Raw genomic sequence first — 18,260 nt, forward strand, 5'->3', positions numbered from 1 at the left:
TACCGCCAAACAACTGGCGCGTCACCGAACAATGAATTCTGCATGCAAGGCGCCGGCGGCTTCAATGCTCGACAAGATATCAATCATGTCTCTTGGAGACACGCCAAGCGCATTCAGTGCCCCGACGACTTCCGAGAGCGAGGTCCCGCCTGACACTTCCGCCAAGCCCGTTCCTGGCTCTTCGATCAACTCGGCGTTTGTGCGTGGAAGGATCACGGTCTCCCCTTCGGCGAATGGGTTGGGCTGCACGGCGATCGGGGTCTCCTGAATCCGCAAGGTCAGATTGCCTTGCGCTACCGCAACGCGACTTATCCGGACGTCTTCACCCATGACGATGGTACCTGAGCGTTGGTCAACGACGACGCGTGCCCGCGTTTCCGGCTCAACCAGAATGTTCTCGACCCGTGTAATCGCATGAGCAGGCGAGGGCGCGCGCGTTCGGTTGATATCCAAAAGTACTGTTCCAGAGTCCAGCATCGCAGCGACAGAACCTCCGAACTCCACATTGATGGCTGCCTCAATACGGGCCGCTGTAGTGAAGTCCGGAGATCTCAACGCGAGCCGTATCTGGCCCAGTGCAGTGAAGTCGAATTCAACCTCCCGCTCGACACGGGCACCAGTCGGGATAACACCGGCCGTTGGCACGCCTTGGGTCACTTGAGCGCCGTCGCCTTCGGCCGTGGCGCCGCCGGCAATGACAGCTCCTTGCGCGACCGCATAGATCTCGCCATCCGCAGCTGTGAGAGGGGTCATCACCAGGGTGCCACCCAAGAGACTATCAGCGTCGCCGATTGCTGAAACGGTGACGTCGATCTGGCCGCCTTGTCGAGCAAATGGTGGCAGCGTTGCGGTTACGATGACCGCGGCCACATTCTGCGGGCGGAATTGCTCGCCCGTGACGTTAACGCCAAGCCGTTCGAGAATATTCACCATGATCTCTTCGGTGAAGGGCGCGTTTCTGAGGCCATCCCCCGTGCCATTCAGGCCCACGACGAGCCCGTAGCCGACCAAGTCGTTGCCGCGTACGCCGTCAAATTCAACGAGATCCTTGATGCGGATAGGTGTTGCAGCGGTGGCGGTCGCCACGAGACTGGTTGTGAGGAGAACTATGAGAAATCGGATCAACGAAGGAACTCCGTGAGGCTCAAGCGCGACATGCGCGATGTGAGGATATAAAGGCTTTCAAGCTGCAGATTTACGGCTTCCAGCTCGGTTGCTGTCCTGTAGGGATCGGCGTCCAAAAGGCGGCCGTACTCAAGTTCCAAGGCTCCGCGCGCGGTTTCCGCAGAGACTTTCGCCTCTTCTATCCGGGCCTCTTCGGCCCCCAATCGCGCTCGCAGCCCAACCACTTCAGTTTCGCTGCTGAGTATCTGTTGCGCGGCGGAAACTATTAGGTCGCTCCGTTCATCCGGGGACAGGCCAAAGGCGTCATCGGTGGCAAGCGCCGCCAGAGCTAGTCCTTTGAGTGTTTCGCGGATGGCGGGATCCAGGGCAGTGATGCCCGTCTCCGCAACTTCACCTTCTGCAATAAGAAATTCCGGTGCAGGCCCGTTGCCACCTTGCCAGGCGACGGTCTCGTATCCGCCACCGGGATTGTCGAACCACGCGTTGACGGCTGCCTCTAGAGTAGCAGCATCTGTGGCAGCTGCCGTCACGGTGCGCAATTCGGTCAGGATCGCATCGCTTGAGACCAGTGGTTTTACATTGGGTTCGTCGGCAGAAAAAAGGCTGCGGCCCGCGAAGCTTGTGTTCAAAGCGCTTACTGCGGCGTCAAACCGGTCAGGCGCCTTTGCAAGTTCCAATTGTAGATCGCCTGTGTTCCCAACCCCTGCGAGCGAAAGCAAGGAGGCGCCATACCCCTCCAGCTCTGCTGAAATGCGACCCAGTGCGGTTTGGCGCCCTGCAGCCGATGTCGCTGCGTGAGAGATCGCATTTTTGAACGTATCGTTCAGACGCAAGCTACGGGTGATGTCGGCAAGGCCCGAAAAGTCACCACCTAACGCCCGGCCCTTATCGGTAACTTTTCCCGAAGCAAGTTCGGAAGTCAGGCGCGCCATATCGGAGCGCAGGTCAGCACCTTGCCTGCGCAGAGTCTGAAACTGTGCCATGTCGCCGAACGTCACAAGTGTCATGATGCGATCCTCATCAACTCGTCCATCAATTCTTCCGCAACATTGATCACACGAGCATTCGCGGCATAAGCCTGTTCGATTTTCAAGAGCCGCTGCAATTCATCATCCGTGTCGACACCTCCGGCGAGTTCGGAGGTAGTGAGTACGTTGTGCAAGTTCGCTGTGTGGCTCAGCGCTGTTTCGGCGCTGATGCGCGACAGCCCGGCGAGTGAAAGAGCCTCTGATGCGAGACCCGACAGAGACCGTGTTGTCGATGAAAAACCACCCGACGCTGTCAGGCGTTGATCTGCAAGGACTTCGATTTGGGCGGTTAAGAACGCCGCGTTTCCGGTCGGGCCTTCCGCATTTGCGCCAATCCCGTCACGCAGCCGCCAGACGGCGCCACCTTGCTCAGGCAGAACCGCTGAATTGACCCGCAGCCGGCCTGCTAGCCCCACTTCATTCAAAGGGTCCACAAACGCCCCTGCATCAGTGAACAGTCCGGGGCTACCTGCCACAACACTCGGGTCGAGGCCTGCCTGGTCGAAGCGCTCTGCCAAATCGCGCGCCACTGCGTCCATGCGCGCCTGGGCTTCTGGGCCGAGAGCGTCTCGTACGTTGAACATGGCACCCAACTGCCCACCACCGAGTGCGGGATTTACCCCTTCGAGTCGCAGTGGCCTTCCGTCGAGGCTCAATCCGGAAAGGTTGCCGTTGGCGAGAGACAGAAAGGGATCCATGCCCGCCGCCGGATCAAAGCTCAATTCTGCGGCACGGTGGCTCAGAAGAACATGTCCATCGCTGCTGTAGAGTTGCAGTGTTCCGTTGGATTCACGTCGGGACTCGAGAGGAACGAAGGGCGCGATTTGGTCCACGAGTTGTGCTTGTGCATCATAGAGGGCCGCCATTTCGCCACCATTTGCCGGTGTGGACAGAATGCGCTTATTGAGATTTTCCAATCCCTCAAGCGCTGAATTGATCTGATCGACCGACCGTCCAATCTCTGCGTCTGCTCGTTTGCGTTCGCTTTGGATACCATCGCTGATCTGGTTGACCGTTTCAGCCATAACTTGCGCCGACCTGACCGCCCCCGTCAGATGCGTTGTGTTCCAAGGCGTGTTCGAGGCGGCGACGAGTTTTGCTTCGAAATCCGCGATCCGCGCTGACAGGCTGCCGGATTGATCCGGGGTTCCGATCAGGCTTTCGAGGCGCGATGCGAAGGCGACCTCGGTTTGATCGGCGCCAAGGTTTGCCGCGACCTGCCGCCTCTGACCGGTGAGGATTGCGTCCTCTTGCCGGGTCACTCCGAGGACACGCACACCGGAACCCGCATCTCCCAGAATGCGACTCCCCGTTTCGAGTCGCCGTGTTCCGTAGCCTTCGGTCATCGCATTGGCGATGTTCGACGATACGATATCCGCGCGGCGGGCTGACGTTGTCAGCCCGCTTAGTGCGTTTGATAAGGCGGAAGAGATGCTCATTCAGGTATCTCACGAAAGGGGTGAAAGAGATGAACTACCGGATGATATTCGTAGTTTCCTGCAACATTTCATCCACTGTCTGGATGATCTTGGCGTTCGAGGAATAGGCACGCTGCGTTTGGATCAGCTGTGTCAGTTCAGCGGCCACATCGGTCGCGGATTCCTCTAGAGCATACGATACGACATCACCCGTTGGACCGTCCCCGGCGTCCCAAAGGAAGAAGGAGCCGCTTTCCGACGAAGTTGAGTAGAGTTGGTTGTCATGCGCGATGAGCCCGTTGGGGTTGGGCAGATCGATCAGTGGGATCTGATAGACGGTACGGGTGATGCCAACGTCGAAATTCGCATGTACGTAGCCGTTCGCATCGACCTCTACCGACACCAGATTGCCAACCGGCGAGCCATCTTTCGAGATGGCTGTCGGCGCAAAGTTGTCCGACAATTGTGTCAGGCCCGAGCCGATGCCCTGCGCACCGATATCAATTTCGATCGGTCCGCCGAGGACGTCGATTGTGAACGCACCAGTTGTGGAGCTCCATCCGCCACCTACAGCGGGCACGCCTTGGGTCACGTCCTGAATTGTGCCCCCGCCGGTGCGGCTGTCGTCGAATTCCACGGTATATTCGCCGATCACAGCGCCGTTCTGCGCAGAGTCGGTCAACACCATGTTCCAAGTATTGGACGCCGGATCACCGGCTAGCGGAACAACCGGCGTGAAGGAGACATCAATGGATTGCGATGTTCCGAGGTTGTCGAAATATTCGACCGAGAGCTGGCGGGTGTCACCGGCCGAGTCGGACGTTGTGTCCGTGCCGGGAAGGTTCACACCCATGGAGATTCGCGTCGTCGGCTCGGAGGTGAACTGATTGACGTTGACCTGCACCGGTTCAAGCCCGGCACCCGTGTCGCGCGGGAAAGAGGGCACGGTGCCATCGGCATTTGCAGGCCAACCCATAAGGGTCACACCGGTCGATGTCCGCAGGAACCCTTCGGCATCGGTGCGAAAGGATCCAGTTGTTGCGAGAAACAGTGGCAAATCACCGGATCCATCGACGCCAGCTGCGGCACCGGTGGTGACGGGAAGAAACCCCCTCCCACGGACTGCGAGGTCTGTTGGGTTGTTGGTGGTCGCCAGCGCCCCTGGTTGGTCGATGAGGCGTTGCGTGGTCACGCGAACACCGCCAGCGGAATAGATGCCGCTGCCGGATTCGATGACCATGGAGTGGAAATCCGCAACAGCTCGTTTGTAGCCGTTGGTTCCGGAGTTCGCGATATTGTCTGCAATGGTGGCCAAGCGGCTTGCATTGACCGAGAGGCCGGCAACACCCGCGTTGAGCGAAGAAGATATTGTCATCACATGCACCTTTCTGCTGCACCTGGGATTTTCCGTACTGTGCGCAGCGACGGTTTAACGCCGTCCTAACAAATAAAATGCGATGCGTTTTCAGTAGGCATTTCGCAGTAGAATGATTTCCAAACGGTCATTGCGGGGGGCAATGCCGGGCTCGACCGCAGGCTCCCGGTCGGAATGACCGGTGACGCGCGACACGCGTAGAGGGTCAAGGCCGCCGGCCTCCAGCAAGGCGCGCATCAGCTGCGCGCGTTCCGTCGTGCGTTGCCACCCACTGACACTTGCCCGTACCAACGGTTCGGTCGCGATGTGCGCCTCGATGGCAACGCCATTTCTGACCGTGCTAAAAAGGTCGGCCATGGTAATCGCCAACTCGGCTAGCCAGGCCTGCGGCATGCCCGTTTCGGGGTCAAAAAGCGGTGCGCCTGGTCTGGAGAAGATCTCGACCAGCAGGCCCTCATCGGTCAGGCGCGTCTCGATATGGGGGCGTGCCAATTCGCTCACGGCGCTGTCGCCGCCCTCACCCATCAGGGCGCCTTCGATCTCGGACAGTTCGGCATTTTCGCGCTCGGCATCGTGGTCGGTGCCTTGTGTACCCATCGCCTGCCGACCTTCGGTCGGCTGACGACTGGACGCGCCAATGCCGTTTTGGGTCATAACCTCTTCCGAGAAGGGGCTTTCGCCGCCAAAGGCGCCGTCGCCTCCGCCCGACACCCGCGCAATCGGAATGCTGGGACTGAAGTAGTCCGCCAGGCCTTTACGCTGATTTTCGGTTGTTGCGTTCAGAAGCCACATCAGCATGAAGAACGCCATCATCGCGGTCACGAAATCCGCATAGGCCACCTTCCAAGCGCCGCCATGGTGCCCCTCGCCGCCGGTCACCTTCTTGCGCTTGATGATGATTGGACGCACGTCGTTGTCGGCCATCCCTAAACTCCTGCCTTTAAAGGGCATGTTTAGGGGAAAGCCATGAACAGACGCTTAATCGGTGCGGCTTGACTCAAGATGCAACCCGGTCGACCAGGCCCATCCCATCATATGAAATCGATCTCGTTCCAGAACGGCATGGCGCGCAAACGCTGCCCAGTGGCGGCATAGATCGCGTTCGCCAGGGCCGGTGCGGCGGGGGGAACGGGCGGCTCGCCGATCCCGCGGACAGCACCGTGTTCAAGCCCGCGCACCATGATCTGCGGGGTCTGATAGAGGCGCATGCCTTCCGCGGCGTGATAATTGGTCTGTTCCGCCATCCCGTCCGCATAGGTAATCTCTGAATTGATGGCGTGCCCGAGCCCCCAGATGACGCCGCCTTGTACGTTGTTCTCGAAATTCACCGGATCCACGACACGCCCCACATCGGCCGCTACCCAGACGCGGTCGAGGCGAATGGCCCCATCCACATCGGTGACTTCGATGATCTGCGCGCACGGCACGCCAAACGAATGCACCATAGCCACGCCGCGCCCGGTTCCCGCGGGCACGGGCTCTCCCCAATTCGCCATCTCGGCCACCGCCTCCAACGTCCTGCGGCTGGTGTCATCCAAGGTGCAAAGGCGGAGCCGTTCTTCCAACGGGTCTGCGCCGGCCTCAACGATCAATTCGTCAAGGAATCCCTCCGCGAGGAAACCGCCAACCGAAGCCCCGACCGAGCGCCAGGACGATACCGGAGACAGGTCCGGGACGGCATAGGTCCGCACGCGCATGTTTTCCAACGCATAGGGCTGTTGCCAGACACCGGCGGGAAGCTGGTTGTCGGGTCCAAGCGCCGGGGCACCGATGCGGCCCAATTGTGAGCCCAGAACCGAAGGAGCGGCGATCTCGATATCGCAAGCCGTCACGCGACCGTCTGCAACCGCACCACGGCAGCGGGCCAAGCTGATTTGACGTGGAAAGTCCTGTGCGAAATCTTCCTCCCGACTATAGGTCAGTTTCACTGGCTTGCCGCGAAACTGGACTGCGATTTCAGTGGCTTGTTTCACATATTCCAGTTCCAGCCGGTGGCCAAACGAACCCCCGATATATTGGTTGTGAACGATCACATGATCTGTGTCGTGTCCCGTGATGGCGGCTACTTGTTGTTGCAAAAAACGCGGCAGTTGGTGGCCTGTCCAAACCTGCACCTGCGCGTCTTCGACCAACACGATCGCGTTGAGCGGCTCCAACGGTTGGTGCGCCACATAGGGCGCGCGGTACTCAGCGCTGATGTCGGAGCCGTCCGCGATGGCCGTGTCCACGTCGCCATCATTGCGCCATTCGCGGTCCAGGTTGTCGGCTGTGAACCCGGCGTCCAAAGCACCCCAATGCGCCGCCTGTTCCGCAGGATAAGGCGCAGGCCCCCAATCGTAGTCAATCGCATCCAGCGCTTGGATTGCGTACCAAGTGTTGGACGCGATCACGGCAACACCACCGGTGATCTCCACGATCCGGTCGACACCCGGCATGCCCTCGGCTGCGCTGGCGTCAAACCCGTTCAGCGCGCCGCCCTTGCGCGGGTTCATCCGCACGCTGGCCCGAAGCATCTCAGGTAATTCGATGTCCAGCCCATAGCTCTGCGTGCCGGTGGTCTTCGCCATGGTATCGAGGCGGGGCATCGGGGTTCCAATAAGCCGCCATTGCGACGGATCCCGCAAAGGCGTGCCCTCGACCGGGTCGAGCGTTGCGGCAACTTCTGCAAGTTCGGCGTAGGGCAACACCTCACCGCCCGGAAGGATCACCGCTCCGTCCTCTGTGCGCAATTCGCTGACGGCAATACCGGTTCGCTCGCTGGCGGCCAGCTTCAGCGTCTCGCGCGCCATGGCTCCGGCTTCGCGCAGTTTGGTGAAACTGTCGGCAACGGACGTCGATCCACCGGTGCCCTGCATACCGATCACCTTTAGCATCGCATCCATCGACGCGCGCATGGCCCGCGCGCCAAACCCGTCGTCCCACGGCAAAAGCGGCGCCTGATCCTCCGCCATCGCAGTGTTCCAATAGGCCGCGGAAGGCCGTCCGAAATCGGTCTGGAATCCACCCCACGCAAGGTCCATCTCCTCCGCGATCAGGGCCGCCTGCATCGAGGCCGCACCCTGGCCGATATCGGCATGCGGGGTGATCAGGGTGATCCCGTTACGATCGATCCGCACCCACGGGTTGAACGACATTTCACCCTCGCCGAGATTGCCGAGGTTCGGATTTTCGGGCGTTCGGGCAACGAGATAGCCGCCAAACGCCACGCCACCAGCCACTGCAGCCGAACCGACAAGAAACGCGCGGCGGCTGAAGGTTTTCAGCTTGCTCATGCCTTAGCCCCCCATTGTTCTGGCGGCGGTATGGATCGCGGCGCGGACACGAGGATACGTGCCGCAACGGCACAGGTTGCCGGACATGGCAAAGTCGATGTCTTCATCGCTTGGATTGGGCGTTTCAGACAGAAGTGACGCCGCCTGCATGATCTGCCCCGATTGGCAATAGCCGCATTGCGCAACCTGATGCGCGACCCAGGCCGCTTGTACCGCATGCAGCGCCGCGGGGTTGCCCAGACCTTCGATCGTTGTGATCTCGGCCCCTTCAAGATCGCCGACGCGGGCTTGGCACGACCGCTCTGCAAAGCCGTCGATATGTACGGTGCAGGCCCCGCACTGCGCAACGCCGCAGCCGTATTTCGTCCCGGTCAGACCCAATTCTTCGCGCAGGACCCACAAAAGCGGCATGTCCGGTTCGACGTCGATCTCAAGCAGGTCGCCATTCACGGTCAGTTGCATCGATCAGTCCTTTCCATGAGCGCGGCATTGTCCAGGATGCCCAAAAATAGACAAATAGTCAATATTTGTCCAATGGTCTAAAAGCGGATTGCAATACCATGGCCTTCAACGTGCCAATCAGACGCTCAAGTTCCGCGCGGTTATTGATCTCATGCTTGAGGCTTAACATCGTGGATTGAACGAAAGCGGCCATGCTCCGCGGGGAATGCCCGTTCCGACCCAAGCTTGCCTCATGCGGTGCAAAGAGCCGTTCCAGGCTTTCGCGCATCGCCGCGCCTGCAATGGCAGTCGCCGCCTTGCCGGCGCTGTGATCGGCCTGTGCGATGTCGCTAGCGTCAGGCAAGGCGGTGATATGATCCCATGGTTCGAACACGTTGAACTCGAACACGGCGTCCAGCTTGTCGGACAGGCTGTTCTGCTCGGTCCAGGCCGCCTCTGTCCGCGCGCGCTGGCCCTCCATGTAGAACAGCACGGTGGCGTGGATCACCTCGTCCTTGTTGGCGAAAACGTTGTAAAGCGTCTGCCGCGCAATGCCTGCTTCTTCGGCGATATCGGCCATTGTCACGCGCTTGATCCCGTAGCGCGTGAATACGCGGACAGCAGCCTCGGCAATCTGTTTCTCGCGGTCTGTCATGGAGCGACATCTTTGCGCGAGGCGTCCACATGTCAATGATATGCGAGCGGCCTAGGCCCCTTCGTCCATCTCATCGAACGTCGTCTTGGCCAGTTTGATCGCGTGGTTCGCCTTGGGAACGCCCGCATAGACGGCGACATGCAGGAAGGCCTGCATGATCTCATCGCGTGTCGCGCCCGTGCGTGCCGTGGCGCGGATATGCATCGGGATTTCGTCGAAATTCCCGCAGGCTGCCAGAAGCGCTAGCGTCAGGAGCGAGCGATCCCTGTGCGAGATCGTCTCATCTGCCCAGAGCGTGCCCCAGGCGCCTTCGGTGATCATCTCCTGAAACGGAGCGTCGAAGGGGGTTTTTGCGGCTTCGGCGCGGTCAACATGGGCGTCGCCCAAAACTGCGCGGCGGGTTTGCATGCCTTTCTCGAAGCGATCTGTCACGTCAGGGTCCCCATTCAATACGGCAGCCCGACGTAATTCTCGGCCATTGCCTTCTGCGCCGATGCGCTGGACCGCAGGAATTCGAGGTCGGCAATCTGCATTTTCAGATCGAACTCGGACTGGCCCGGAAATTGGTGCATCAGCGTGGTGAACCACCACGAGAACCGCTCGGCCTTCCAGACGCGGGCCAATGCGCGGTCGGAATAGGCTGCGATGTCTTCCGTTGAGCCGAATTTGTAAAACGCGACCAGTGCTTCAAACAGATAATGGACGTCCGAGGCGGCCGTGTTCAGCCCTTTCGCGCCGGTGGGCGGCACGATATGGGCCGCGTCGCCGCATAGAAACAGGCGGCCCCAGCGCATCGGCTCGGTCACAAAGGACCGCAGCGGGGCGATGGATTTCTCGATCGACGGGCCGGTTATCAGCTGTGCGGCCTGATCCTCGGGAATGCGGCGCTTGAGTTCGTCCCAGAAGGCTGCGTCGCTCCAATTGTCGGGGGAATCGTCGAGGCTGCATTGGATGTAATAGCGGCTCAATTTCGCGTTTCGCATCGAGCAGAGCGCGAACCCTCGGGGGGAATTGGCGTAGATCAGCTCGTGGTTCACCGGCGGCGTTTCGGACAGCACCCCGAGCCAGCCGAAGGGATAGACCTTCTCGAATTCCTTCCGAACGCTTTCGGGGATTGTCTTGCGGCTGACACCGTGGAACCCGTCGCAGCCCGCCACGAAATCGCAGTCGATCCGAAAGGGCTCGCCGTCGATTTCGCAGGTCACGGAAGGGCTGTCACCATCGGCGTCGTCGATGACGACGTTTTGCACCGAATGCAGCACCTTTCCACCAGCGGCATCACTGGCGGCGTAGAGGTCGCGGGTGACTTCGGTCTGGCCGTAGACCACCACCGGTTTGCCGACATGTTCGGTGAAATCGACGCGGAACATCTGGTCGCCGTAGGACAAGAGCGTGCCGTCGTGGGTGAAACCCTCGGCATGGAGGCGGTCCGCGCAGCCGGCTTTTTCCAGAAGGCCAACGAGGCCCTGTTCAAGAACGCCCGCGCGGATACGGCCGAGCACATGGGCGCGGGTCTGGCGCTCCAACACGACCGAGGAAATACCCTGCGCATGCAGAAGCTGCGCGAGTAGCAGGCCGGAGGGGCCCCCGCCAATAATTGCAACCTGTGTTCGCACGCGCATCCTCCCCAAGGCGGGACGATAGCGGCATCGGGTGGAACGGCAATACCGTTCGCAACCAATGCAGCCTTCAGGCCTGTTTCGGCAGGAAGGCTTCGACCGCGGCCGATGCGATGACGAGGGTCTTGCCGGTATCGGGATTCTCGACGTTCAGGCCGCCTAAGACGGCCGTAACGCTGGCGCGGCCTCGGGGGAGCTTCGCGGCCAGCGCGTCGCAATCGACGGCGCCTGGATCCTGCACGCCGATGGTGACCTGCACGCGCATCTGATCGTGGCTCACACCGGTGGCCTCGAAGAGGGGGAGGGCGGAATGGCGGATGGCGTCTTCGATCGCGCGGGCGGCGGCCTTGGTGTAATCCATCCCGTATTGATCGTTGCCCATGCCCATTTCGATGATGAAACGTTGGTCGGTCATGCCGCGTCCTCCACGTCGAGGGCCACGGAAATCGCGACGTTGGCGATGACGGTGGGATTGCCGCCGTCCTGGCGTGGGACGTCGAGGCCGCCTTTGCGGGGGACGACTGTGATCTGGCCGTAGGGGAAGATGGCGGCTATGGCGGCTTTATCGACCGCTTCGGGGTTCTGCACGCCGATCTCGACGGTGATCTGCATGTCGGATTTATCCTTGCCGAAGAGCTCGGCGAGGTTGATGGAATTGTGCCACAGCGCGTCCTGGACGGCCCGTGTCGCGGCTTGGGTGTAGTCTTGCCGGCGGAGGGAGGATCCCATGCCGAACTCGGTCAGAAGGCGTTTCAGGGCCATGCGAGGCCTCCCTTCAATTACAGCGTTGGCTCGGGTTTGTGCACGCGTGCACGGGATACCTAAACCATAGAAAATAAACAACAAAGCATTTTTTGTTTACCTTTTCTTAACCCGCTCATACGGCGATCTCACGCAAGGCTGGGCAGCCAGAGCACGATGCCGGGGAAAGCCACCAGAAGCGCGATGGTGATGGCGTCGGCGATGAAGAACGGGGTCACGCCGCGGAACACATCCTGCACCGAGAGATCATCGCGCACACCCGCCACCACAAAGCAGTTCAACCCGATCGGCGGCGTGATCAGACAGAACTCGGCCATCTTGACCACCAAGATCCCGAACCACACGGCACACATCGGCCCCGACATGCCAAAGGTGCTGTCCGCCGCCGACACATCGAGCCCGCCGTTGAGCGCCATGACCGCCGGGAACACCACAGGCAGGGTCAGAAGCAGCATGCCGATCGCATCCATGAACATGCCCAACACGGCATAGGCCAGAAGGATGCAGACCAGGATCAGCATCGGCGACATCTCAAGCGCCGTGATCCAGTCGGAGAAAACGCCCGGCAGATCGGCGAACCCAAGGAAGCGCACGTAGATCAGCACGCCCCAGATGATCGAGAAAATCATCACCGAAAGCTTGGCGGTTTCGATCAGGGCGTCTTTCAACTCGGGCCAGCGCATGCCCTTCCACAGGGCCATGCAGAAGACGATGAAGGCCCCGATGGCCCCGCCTTCGGTCGGGGTGCCCCAGGCATCGCCGAACGGGTTATAGACGAAGAAGATGATGATCACGACAACCGCCACGATGGGCAAAGCGGCGGGAAGCGAGGCGAAACGTTGCCCCCATGTAAAGCCGGTCACGGGAGGACCGAAATTCTTCATCGTGAGCGCCAGACCAATGATCAGAAGCGCATAGACGAAGGCCGAGAAAATGCCGGGAATGAAGCCCGCAAGGAGCAGCATTCCGACGTCCTGTTCCACGATGATCGCGTAGATCACGAGGATCGCGGAGGGTGGAATAAGCGAGGCGAGCGTGCCGCCCGCGGCGACGACACCGGCAGCGAAACGCTTGTCATAGCCGACCTTCAGCATCTCGGGGATCGCGATGCGGGCGAAGACAGCGGCGGTGGCCACGGAGGCGCCGGAGACGGCGGCAAAGCCCGCAGTGGAGAAAACGGTAGAGACGGCGAGGCCGCCCGGTACCCAGGCGATCCAACGCTTCGCGGCCTCGAACAGCGCGCGGGTAAGCCCGGCGTGATAGGCGAGAAAACCGATGAGGATGAAGGTGGGGATCAGCGAAAGCGCCTGGTTCGCGACCTTGGAATGGGGCACCTGTCCGGCGGTTTTCACGGCGACTTCGATCGCCCAGAAGATGTCTTCGCCGCCGAAATCACGCCGCGCCCAGTTGATCAGGAAGAGGCCGACAAGGCCCGCGATGGCGGTGGCATAGGCCACGCGCATGCCCAACACGACGAGCAAGAGCATCCCGCCGGTGACCCAAAGTCCGATTGTGGTGCTGTCCATCAGTCGCGCCCCGATACCTGTTGCGCCTCGGCGGCGGCCTGTTGTTCGACGGAGAGGGTGAAGGGCACGGCGGCTGGCCGGTCAAGGCCGAGCCAAAGCGCGCGCCCATAGGCCCAGATCTGCAACGCGGCGCGCAGGGTCAGCACCGCGAAGGCGGCCACAACGGCGAGTTTCGCGGGCCAGATCGGCAGGTTGATGTCGATCGAGCTGTCGCGGGACCAGTTGGGCCGGGAGAAATCGAACGACCGGTCGAAATGCGACCACGCGCCCCAAAGCAAAAGCGCGATGAGCAGGAAGATCAGGATCGTCATAAGAAGTTCCACCGCCCAGAGCAGACGGCCCCGGAAGGCACCGATGACGATATCCATGCGAATATGGGCGCCCGAGCGTTGCACATAGGAGATGCCGAAGATCGCGATGAAGGGCATCGCCATTTCGATCCAGTCGACATACCCGCGCAGAGGCGAGCCGAAGAATTCACGCCCGCCCACCGAAAAGACGGCGAGGAACATGAGCCCGAAGGTGAACAGGCCGGAGACGATGATCATCAACATCTCTACCGGCAGAAGCATGCGATCCAGACGGCTGACGAGGCTGTCATCCGCGAGCACCGAAGAGGCACTGGACATGGTGATTTTCCCGAAAATTGCGACGGCTCCGGCGGGATGTGCCGGAGCCGTCAGGTGTCCCGAAAGGGAGGCTTAGTTGCCCTGCGCTTCGGCGAGCGAGGATTGCACGAGGTCGTAGAGTTCCTGTGCGGGCAGACCCTGGCCTGACATTTCCTCGATCCAGGCGGCGTGGAGTGGCGTGGCGGCCTCGCGGAAGGCGTCCAGCTCGGCCTGCGGGATTTCCACGCTAGTGACGCTGTTCTCGGCCAGGACGCTGTCCCAGCGCTCCAGCAGCTCGGCGTAGTTGGCGAGGTAATGGTCGAGCGCCTCGGAGACGGATTCGTCAAGCGCTGCGCGGTGTTCATCCGACAGCGATTCGTAGGCGTCGATGTTCACCACGACGGGGCAGTTGACCGTGCCGGGGTTGAGGTTGGCAGTCCACCAATCGGCTTCGTTGATGGTGCCGAACGACAGGTGGGCGTGCTGCGCGAAGGCGACCGTGTCGACGACGCCGCCCTGCATCGCCTGGTAGGCTTCGGTCGCGGTCACGGAGGTTGGAACGCCGCCGACGGCCTCGAACGCGCGGCCCAGGCCACCGGTGGCCCGCACACGCATGCCGTCGAAATCGGCCAGGCCCGCAGGGGCATCGCCGGTGCCGACGAGGTTGTATTGTGGCATCGGCGAGGTCATCAGCAGCATCGCGTTCCACTGCGCCATTTCCTCGGCCACGGCGGGGTGGTTGTAGACGGCTGTGGCAACGGCGACCTCTTCTTCGAGCGTTGTGACGCCGAGGAAGGGCAGTTCGAGCACGGTGATCGCGCGGTTCTTGTCGGGGTGGTAGCCGGCGCAGAACTGCGCCATCTCGAAGGCGCCGATTTCGATTCCGTCGAGGTTTTCACGGTTCGACGACAGGCCGCCGTAGGAGATGTTCATGGTGAATTCGCCGTTGGTGCGGTCAGAGACCAGCTCTGCCAGGCGCTCCACATGTTCGGTGAACGCGCGACGCTGACCCCAGAGCGAGACGTTCCATTCAACGGCGAAGGCTTCGGAGCCTATGGAGATGGCAAGCGCGGCGAGAGCCGTGCGGCTGAGAAGTTTTTGCATGATGTCCTCCCTAGATCACATGCGATGTCATGGTGACGCGACTATGCGGCCCATTGAGGGACCTGTTTATGAAGAAATCCGCGCCGCGTCGGCAGGATGCCCTGCGGATACCCGCAGGCTTATAGCAGGGCGTCCTTGTCGAGGCCAAGCTTGACGATTTTCTCATTGAGTGTGCGCCGCCCGATGCCAAGCGCCTCGGCCACATCATCCATGCGCCCGGCATGGGTGGTCAGGGCGGTGGCGATCATGTCGCGTTCAAGCTCGGCCACGGCGGCACGCAGCGTGTCGGCGCGCGGCGCGGTGCTGGTGTGTGGGGCGATGGCCTGCGCGAGCGTACCGGTGCCAATGCGCGCGGCGAGGATGCGACGCTCGGCCACCGAGCGGAGTTCGCGGACATTTCCGGGCCAACCATGGGCCAGCGCGGCGGAGAGGTCATCGGCGCTCAGATCGGGCGCGTCGATGCCGTAAAGCTGCGCCAGATCGGCGAGGAAATGCAGCAGGAGCGGACGCAGATCCTCGGGCCGGTCGCGCAGAGGGGGCAGGGCGAGGGTGAAGGTGTTGAGGCGGTAAAGCAGATCCTCGCGGAACAGACCTGCGGCGACCTTGGCAGTGACATCTTCGTTGGTTGCGGCAAGCACACGGATGCGGACGGGGACCGGCGCACTGGCGCCTTCGGGGATCACGGCGCCGTCTTCGAGCACCCGCAGGAACCGCGCCTGCACATCGGGCGGACAGGCGCAGACCTCATCAAGAAAGAGGGTGCCGCCATCGGCCTGGAGGATGCGGCCGTCGGCGCCACCGGCAACACCGAACATTTCGGCCACGAAGCTTTCGGGCGAGAGCAGCGCGCAGTTGACGGCGATGAAGGGTCGGTCGGGGGCGGGGCCAAGGTCATGCAGCGCGCGGGCCACGAGATCCTTGCCGGTGCCGGTCTCGCCCAAGATCAGAACGGCGGCGGGCGTATCGGCAAGATCGGCCACCTGCGCGCGCAGATTGCGCACCGCCGCACTTGCGCCAACCAGCACACGGTCGAGGCCGGAGATCTGCAACAGACGCTGCCGCAGGCGGGCATTGCTGGCGCGCATGCGGGTTTGCTCGGCGGCATGGCGCAGTATCGTCAGAAGGCGGCGCGGCTCGTAAGGCTTTTCGACGAAGGAATAGGCCCCGGCCTGCATCGCCTCCACCGCCATGGGGATATCGCCATGGGCGGTGACCAGAACCACGGGCACGGCGTGGTCGCGCGGCAGGGATTGCAACAACTCAAGGCCCGAAATCCCGGGCATGCGCACGTCCGACAAAATGACATCGGCGTCAAATTCGGCCAGAGCCGCAACGGCGCGATCGCCGCGCGGTACATCGCAGACGCGCCATCCATCGGCGTCGAGCAAATCTACCACGGATTGCCGCATGGCGCGATCATCTTCGACCACGAGCGCCCGGAACGGGGCGTCGGGTTTTGTGGTGTCTCGCTTTGTGACGTCGAGCGTCATTGCGCGGCGACCTCCGGATGCAATAGCGCGGTGCGCTCGGGCAGGGTCATGCGGAACACCGCCCCGGTGCCATCGGCCCGGTTGCGCCCTTCAAGCTGGCCACCGTGATCTTCAAGAATGCCCGACGAGATCGCCAGACCAAGGCCCATGCCCTGCCCGCTGGCCCGGGTGGTCACAAAGGGTTCGCGCAGGTCCGAAAGCGTGGCGCTGCCTAGGCCATGCCCGGTATCGGCGACCTCGATCCAGACCACACCTTGCGTCATGCCGGTGCGCAGGCTGAGCGCCGGATGCTCCACATCTTCCATCGCGTCAACGGCATTGCGCAGCAGGTTCGTGAGCACCTGTTCCAGCCGCAGACGCGATCCGCGAACGCACAACGGGTGTTCGGGTCGGGTATAGTCAGGCACCAGGTCGAGCGCATCGAGGCTTGGCACCATCAGCTCCAACACCGCGTCGATGCAATCGCGCAGGTCGACGTTTTCGAAGGGTTCATCGCCGGACCTGGCGAAGAACTTGAGCTGCCTTGTGATGCCTTCCATCCGGTCGACAAGGCCGCCGATGGTTTGGGTCAGCGGGCTTTCGGCATGTTTGATCTCATGGGCGGTCAGCCGGTTGCGCATCGCGGCAATGGGTTGGCCAAGCTCGTGCGTGACGGAGGCCGAAAGCTGCCCCAGCGCGGCAAGCCGGGAGGTGCGTTCCAATTCACCGCGCGCCTCGTCGAGGCGTTGTTCTGTGCGCCTGCGCTCCTCGATCTCGCGGGCAAGCGCAGTGTTCGCGCGCCGCAACTGCGCCTCTTCTTCTTCCGAACGGCGTAGCGCGTGCCCAAGTCGCCGCCCGCGTTGATATTGCGCGAAAAGCAGCCCCAGGGCCGAGACCACGAAGAAGCCGCCGGTCGCCAGCCACGCGCGCAAGATGGCGGTGTCGTTGCGCCCAAGGTAGTGCAGCCGCCAGGCATGGGGGAGATCGGCGCTGGCCACATGGAGGCGACGGACCCCGTCGATCCGCGCGCGGCCGCCATCGGCATTGGCGATCCAATCGAGCGAATCGAGCGGCTGCCCGGGGAATTGCCGCGTCTCGGTGATGCGGGTGCGCGCCTCGGGTGGAAGCGGGTCAAGGGTGCCGTAGCGCCAGGCCGGGTTCGAAGACAGCAGCACAACGGTTTGCCGGTCAGTCAGAAAAACCTGCTCTCCGGCATCCCGCCAGGCCTGTTCGAACGGGGCAAGGTCAAGTTTCAGCGCGACAACGCCGATCACCCGCCCCGCAGCGTCGCGCACCGGATCGGCGATGAAGTAGCCCGGAAGCCCGGTGGTGGCGCCGATGCCGTAGAATGCGCCGGTCGCGCCGCCAAGCGCATCCTGGAAATACGGGCGGAAGGCGTAGGATTGGCCAACGAAGCTGCGGTCTTGGTTGGCGTTGGAGGCGGCGATGGTCAGGCCGGCGGTGTCCATCAGGAAAATGGCGTCGAGCCCGGCGGCGTCCGAGAAGGACGCAAGGCGCGGGTTGAGCGCCCCGGTGGTGCCATCTTCGAGGGCGGCGATGACGTAGGGATCGACGGCCAGAACATGGGTGAGATGTTCGAACCGCTCCAGTTCCGACAGCACGGTGCTGTGGTAAAGCGACATGCGCGCTTCGGCCCGCTGGAGCTCCTGCGCGGTGAAATAGCGATAGGTCGCGGCCCAGACCCCGGCAGCCACGATTAGCGCGACCACGACGAATGCGATCGCGGCGGTGCGACTTGAGCGGGTATGTGGCGGTGTGTCTGTGGTCTGGGTCACGGGATAGGGGTCGATTTGTGGCGTCGTCTTGGCGTAGCAAACTTGCGGCGCAAAAGACACCG

The 18,260-nt window shown here is 62.0% G+C and carries 17 protein-coding genes; all 17 read right to left on the bottom strand.

Features of this window, described 5'->3' with window-relative positions:
• Nucleotides 1-21 precede the first annotated feature (21 nt).
• Nucleotides 22-1,086, bottom strand: a complete 1,065-nt coding sequence (locus V8J83_RS11585) for a flagellar basal body P-ring protein FlgI (RefSeq protein WP_439649785.1) — start codon at nt 1,084-1,086, stop codon at nt 22-24.
• Nucleotides 1,087-1,121: 35 nt separating this feature from the next.
• Nucleotides 1,122-2,132 carry a flagellin gene (locus tag V8J83_RS11590; RefSeq protein ID WP_339986479.1) on the bottom strand — a complete coding sequence of 337 codons (1,011 nt, stop codon included), beginning with the start codon at nt 2,130-2,132 and terminating at the stop codon, nt 1,122-1,124.
• Nucleotides 2,129-3,592, bottom strand: coding sequence for a flagellar hook-associated protein FlgK (flgK, locus tag V8J83_RS11595; protein WP_339986481.1), 1,464 nt, complete (start codon nt 3,590-3,592; stop codon nt 2,129-2,131). The genes V8J83_RS11590 and flgK overlap by 4 nt, the downstream gene beginning before the upstream one ends.
• A gap of 34 nt (nt 3,593-3,626) precedes the next feature.
• Nucleotides 3,627-4,946: a flagellar hook protein FlgE gene (locus tag V8J83_RS11600; protein WP_339986483.1), complete on the bottom strand. Its 1,320-nt coding sequence runs from the start codon at nt 4,944-4,946 to the stop codon at nt 3,627-3,629.
• A 90-nt stretch (nt 4,947-5,036) separates the two neighbouring features.
• Nucleotides 5,037-5,870: a flagellar motor protein MotB gene (locus V8J83_RS11605; protein WP_339986484.1), complete on the bottom strand. Its 834-nt coding sequence runs from the start codon at nt 5,868-5,870 to the stop codon at nt 5,037-5,039.
• Nucleotides 5,871-5,977: 107 nt separating this feature from the next.
• The gene (locus tag V8J83_RS11610; protein WP_339986485.1) at nt 5,978-8,218 is read right to left on the bottom strand and encodes a xanthine dehydrogenase family protein molybdopterin-binding subunit; all 2,241 of its coding nucleotides are present in this window, start codon (nt 8,216-8,218) and stop codon (nt 5,978-5,980) included.
• A gap of 3 nt (nt 8,219-8,221) precedes the next feature.
• Complete coding sequence (locus V8J83_RS11615; protein WP_339986487.1) at nt 8,222-8,680, bottom strand: (2Fe-2S)-binding protein; 459 nt, start codon at nt 8,678-8,680, stop codon at nt 8,222-8,224.
• A 58-nt stretch (nt 8,681-8,738) separates the two neighbouring features.
• Nucleotides 8,739-9,314: a TetR/AcrR family transcriptional regulator gene (locus V8J83_RS11620; protein ID WP_339986488.1), complete on the bottom strand. Its 576-nt coding sequence runs from the start codon at nt 9,312-9,314 to the stop codon at nt 8,739-8,741.
• A 51-nt stretch (nt 9,315-9,365) separates the two neighbouring features.
• Nucleotides 9,366-9,746, bottom strand: a complete 381-nt coding sequence (gene pcaC, locus V8J83_RS11625; protein ID WP_339986489.1) for a 4-carboxymuconolactone decarboxylase — start codon at nt 9,744-9,746, stop codon at nt 9,366-9,368.
• Between the two features lie 14 nt (nt 9,747-9,760).
• Entirely contained in the window at nt 9,761-10,930 is a 1,170-nt protein-coding gene (pobA, locus tag V8J83_RS11630; RefSeq protein WP_339986490.1) for a 4-hydroxybenzoate 3-monooxygenase, read from the bottom strand.
• Between the two features lie 73 nt (nt 10,931-11,003).
• Nucleotides 11,004-11,348 carry a Lin0512 family protein gene (locus V8J83_RS11635; RefSeq protein ID WP_339986492.1) on the bottom strand — a complete coding sequence of 115 codons (345 nt, stop codon included), beginning with the start codon at nt 11,346-11,348 and terminating at the stop codon, nt 11,004-11,006.
• Nucleotides 11,345-11,695 carry a Lin0512 family protein gene (locus tag V8J83_RS11640; RefSeq protein WP_339986493.1) on the bottom strand — a complete coding sequence of 117 codons (351 nt, stop codon included), beginning with the start codon at nt 11,693-11,695 and terminating at the stop codon, nt 11,345-11,347. The genes V8J83_RS11635 and V8J83_RS11640 overlap by 4 nt, the downstream gene beginning before the upstream one ends.
• A gap of 128 nt (nt 11,696-11,823) precedes the next feature.
• Nucleotides 11,824-13,221 carry a TRAP transporter large permease gene (locus V8J83_RS11645; RefSeq protein WP_339986494.1) on the bottom strand — a complete coding sequence of 466 codons (1,398 nt, stop codon included), beginning with the start codon at nt 13,219-13,221 and terminating at the stop codon, nt 11,824-11,826.
• Complete coding sequence (locus V8J83_RS11650) at nt 13,221-13,850, bottom strand: TRAP transporter small permease subunit (protein ID WP_339986495.1); 630 nt, start codon at nt 13,848-13,850, stop codon at nt 13,221-13,223. The genes V8J83_RS11645 and V8J83_RS11650 overlap by 1 nt, the downstream gene beginning before the upstream one ends.
• Before the next feature lie 72 nt (nt 13,851-13,922).
• Nucleotides 13,923-14,933: a C4-dicarboxylate TRAP transporter substrate-binding protein gene (locus V8J83_RS11655; RefSeq protein ID WP_339986496.1), complete on the bottom strand. Its 1,011-nt coding sequence runs from the start codon at nt 14,931-14,933 to the stop codon at nt 13,923-13,925.
• A gap of 119 nt (nt 14,934-15,052) precedes the next feature.
• Nucleotides 15,053-16,423 carry a sigma-54-dependent transcriptional regulator gene (locus tag V8J83_RS11660; RefSeq protein ID WP_339986497.1) on the bottom strand — a complete coding sequence of 457 codons (1,371 nt, stop codon included), beginning with the start codon at nt 16,421-16,423 and terminating at the stop codon, nt 15,053-15,055.
• Nucleotides 16,420-18,198 (bottom strand): sensor histidine kinase, encoded by a 1,779-nt coding sequence (locus V8J83_RS11665; protein ID WP_339986499.1) that lies wholly within the window; start codon nt 18,196-18,198, stop codon nt 16,420-16,422. Before V8J83_RS11665 ends, V8J83_RS11660 begins: the two co-directional genes overlap by 4 nt.
• Between the last annotated feature and the right edge of the window lie 62 nt (nt 18,199-18,260).

The organism is Gymnodinialimonas ulvae (assembly GCF_037543845.1).
GTDB lineage: Bacteria > Pseudomonadota > Alphaproteobacteria > Rhodobacterales > Rhodobacteraceae > Gymnodinialimonas > Gymnodinialimonas ulvae.

Coding starts and splice junctions, on each gene's coding strand:
- V8J83_RS11640 (WP_339986493.1), bottom strand. CDS start 11,695: ATGGCCCTGAAACGCCTTCTGACCGAGTTCGGCATGGGATCCTCCCTC.
- V8J83_RS11590 (WP_339986479.1), bottom strand. CDS start 2,132: ATGACACTTGTGACGTTCGGCGACATGGCACAGTTTCAGACTCTGCGC.
- V8J83_RS11635 (WP_339986492.1), bottom strand. CDS start 11,348: ATGACCGACCAACGTTTCATCATCGAAATGGGCATGGGCAACGATCAA.
- V8J83_RS11615 (WP_339986487.1), bottom strand. CDS start 8,680: ATGCAACTGACCGTGAATGGCGACCTGCTTGAGATCGACGTCGAACCG.
- V8J83_RS11660 (WP_339986497.1), bottom strand. CDS start 16,423: ATGACGCTCGACGTCACAAAGCGAGACACCACAAAACCCGACGCCCCG.
- V8J83_RS11655 (WP_339986496.1), bottom strand. CDS start 14,933: ATGCAAAAACTTCTCAGCCGCACGGCTCTCGCCGCGCTTGCCATCTCC.
- V8J83_RS11605 (WP_339986484.1), bottom strand. CDS start 5,870: ATGGCCGACAACGACGTGCGTCCAATCATCATCAAGCGCAAGAAGGTG.
- V8J83_RS11610 (WP_339986485.1), bottom strand. CDS start 8,218: ATGAGCAAGCTGAAAACCTTCAGCCGCCGCGCGTTTCTTGTCGGTTCG.
- flgK (WP_339986481.1), bottom strand. CDS start 3,592: ATGAGCATCTCTTCCGCCTTATCAAACGCACTAAGCGGGCTGACAACG.
- V8J83_RS11650 (WP_339986495.1), bottom strand. CDS start 13,850: ATGTCCAGTGCCTCTTCGGTGCTCGCGGATGACAGCCTCGTCAGCCGT.
- V8J83_RS11620 (WP_339986488.1), bottom strand. CDS start 9,314: ATGACAGACCGCGAGAAACAGATTGCCGAGGCTGCTGTCCGCGTATTC.
- V8J83_RS11600 (WP_339986483.1), bottom strand. CDS start 4,946: ATGACAATATCTTCTTCGCTCAACGCGGGTGTTGCCGGCCTCTCGGTC.
- V8J83_RS11645 (WP_339986494.1), bottom strand. CDS start 13,221: ATGGACAGCACCACAATCGGACTTTGGGTCACCGGCGGGATGCTCTTG.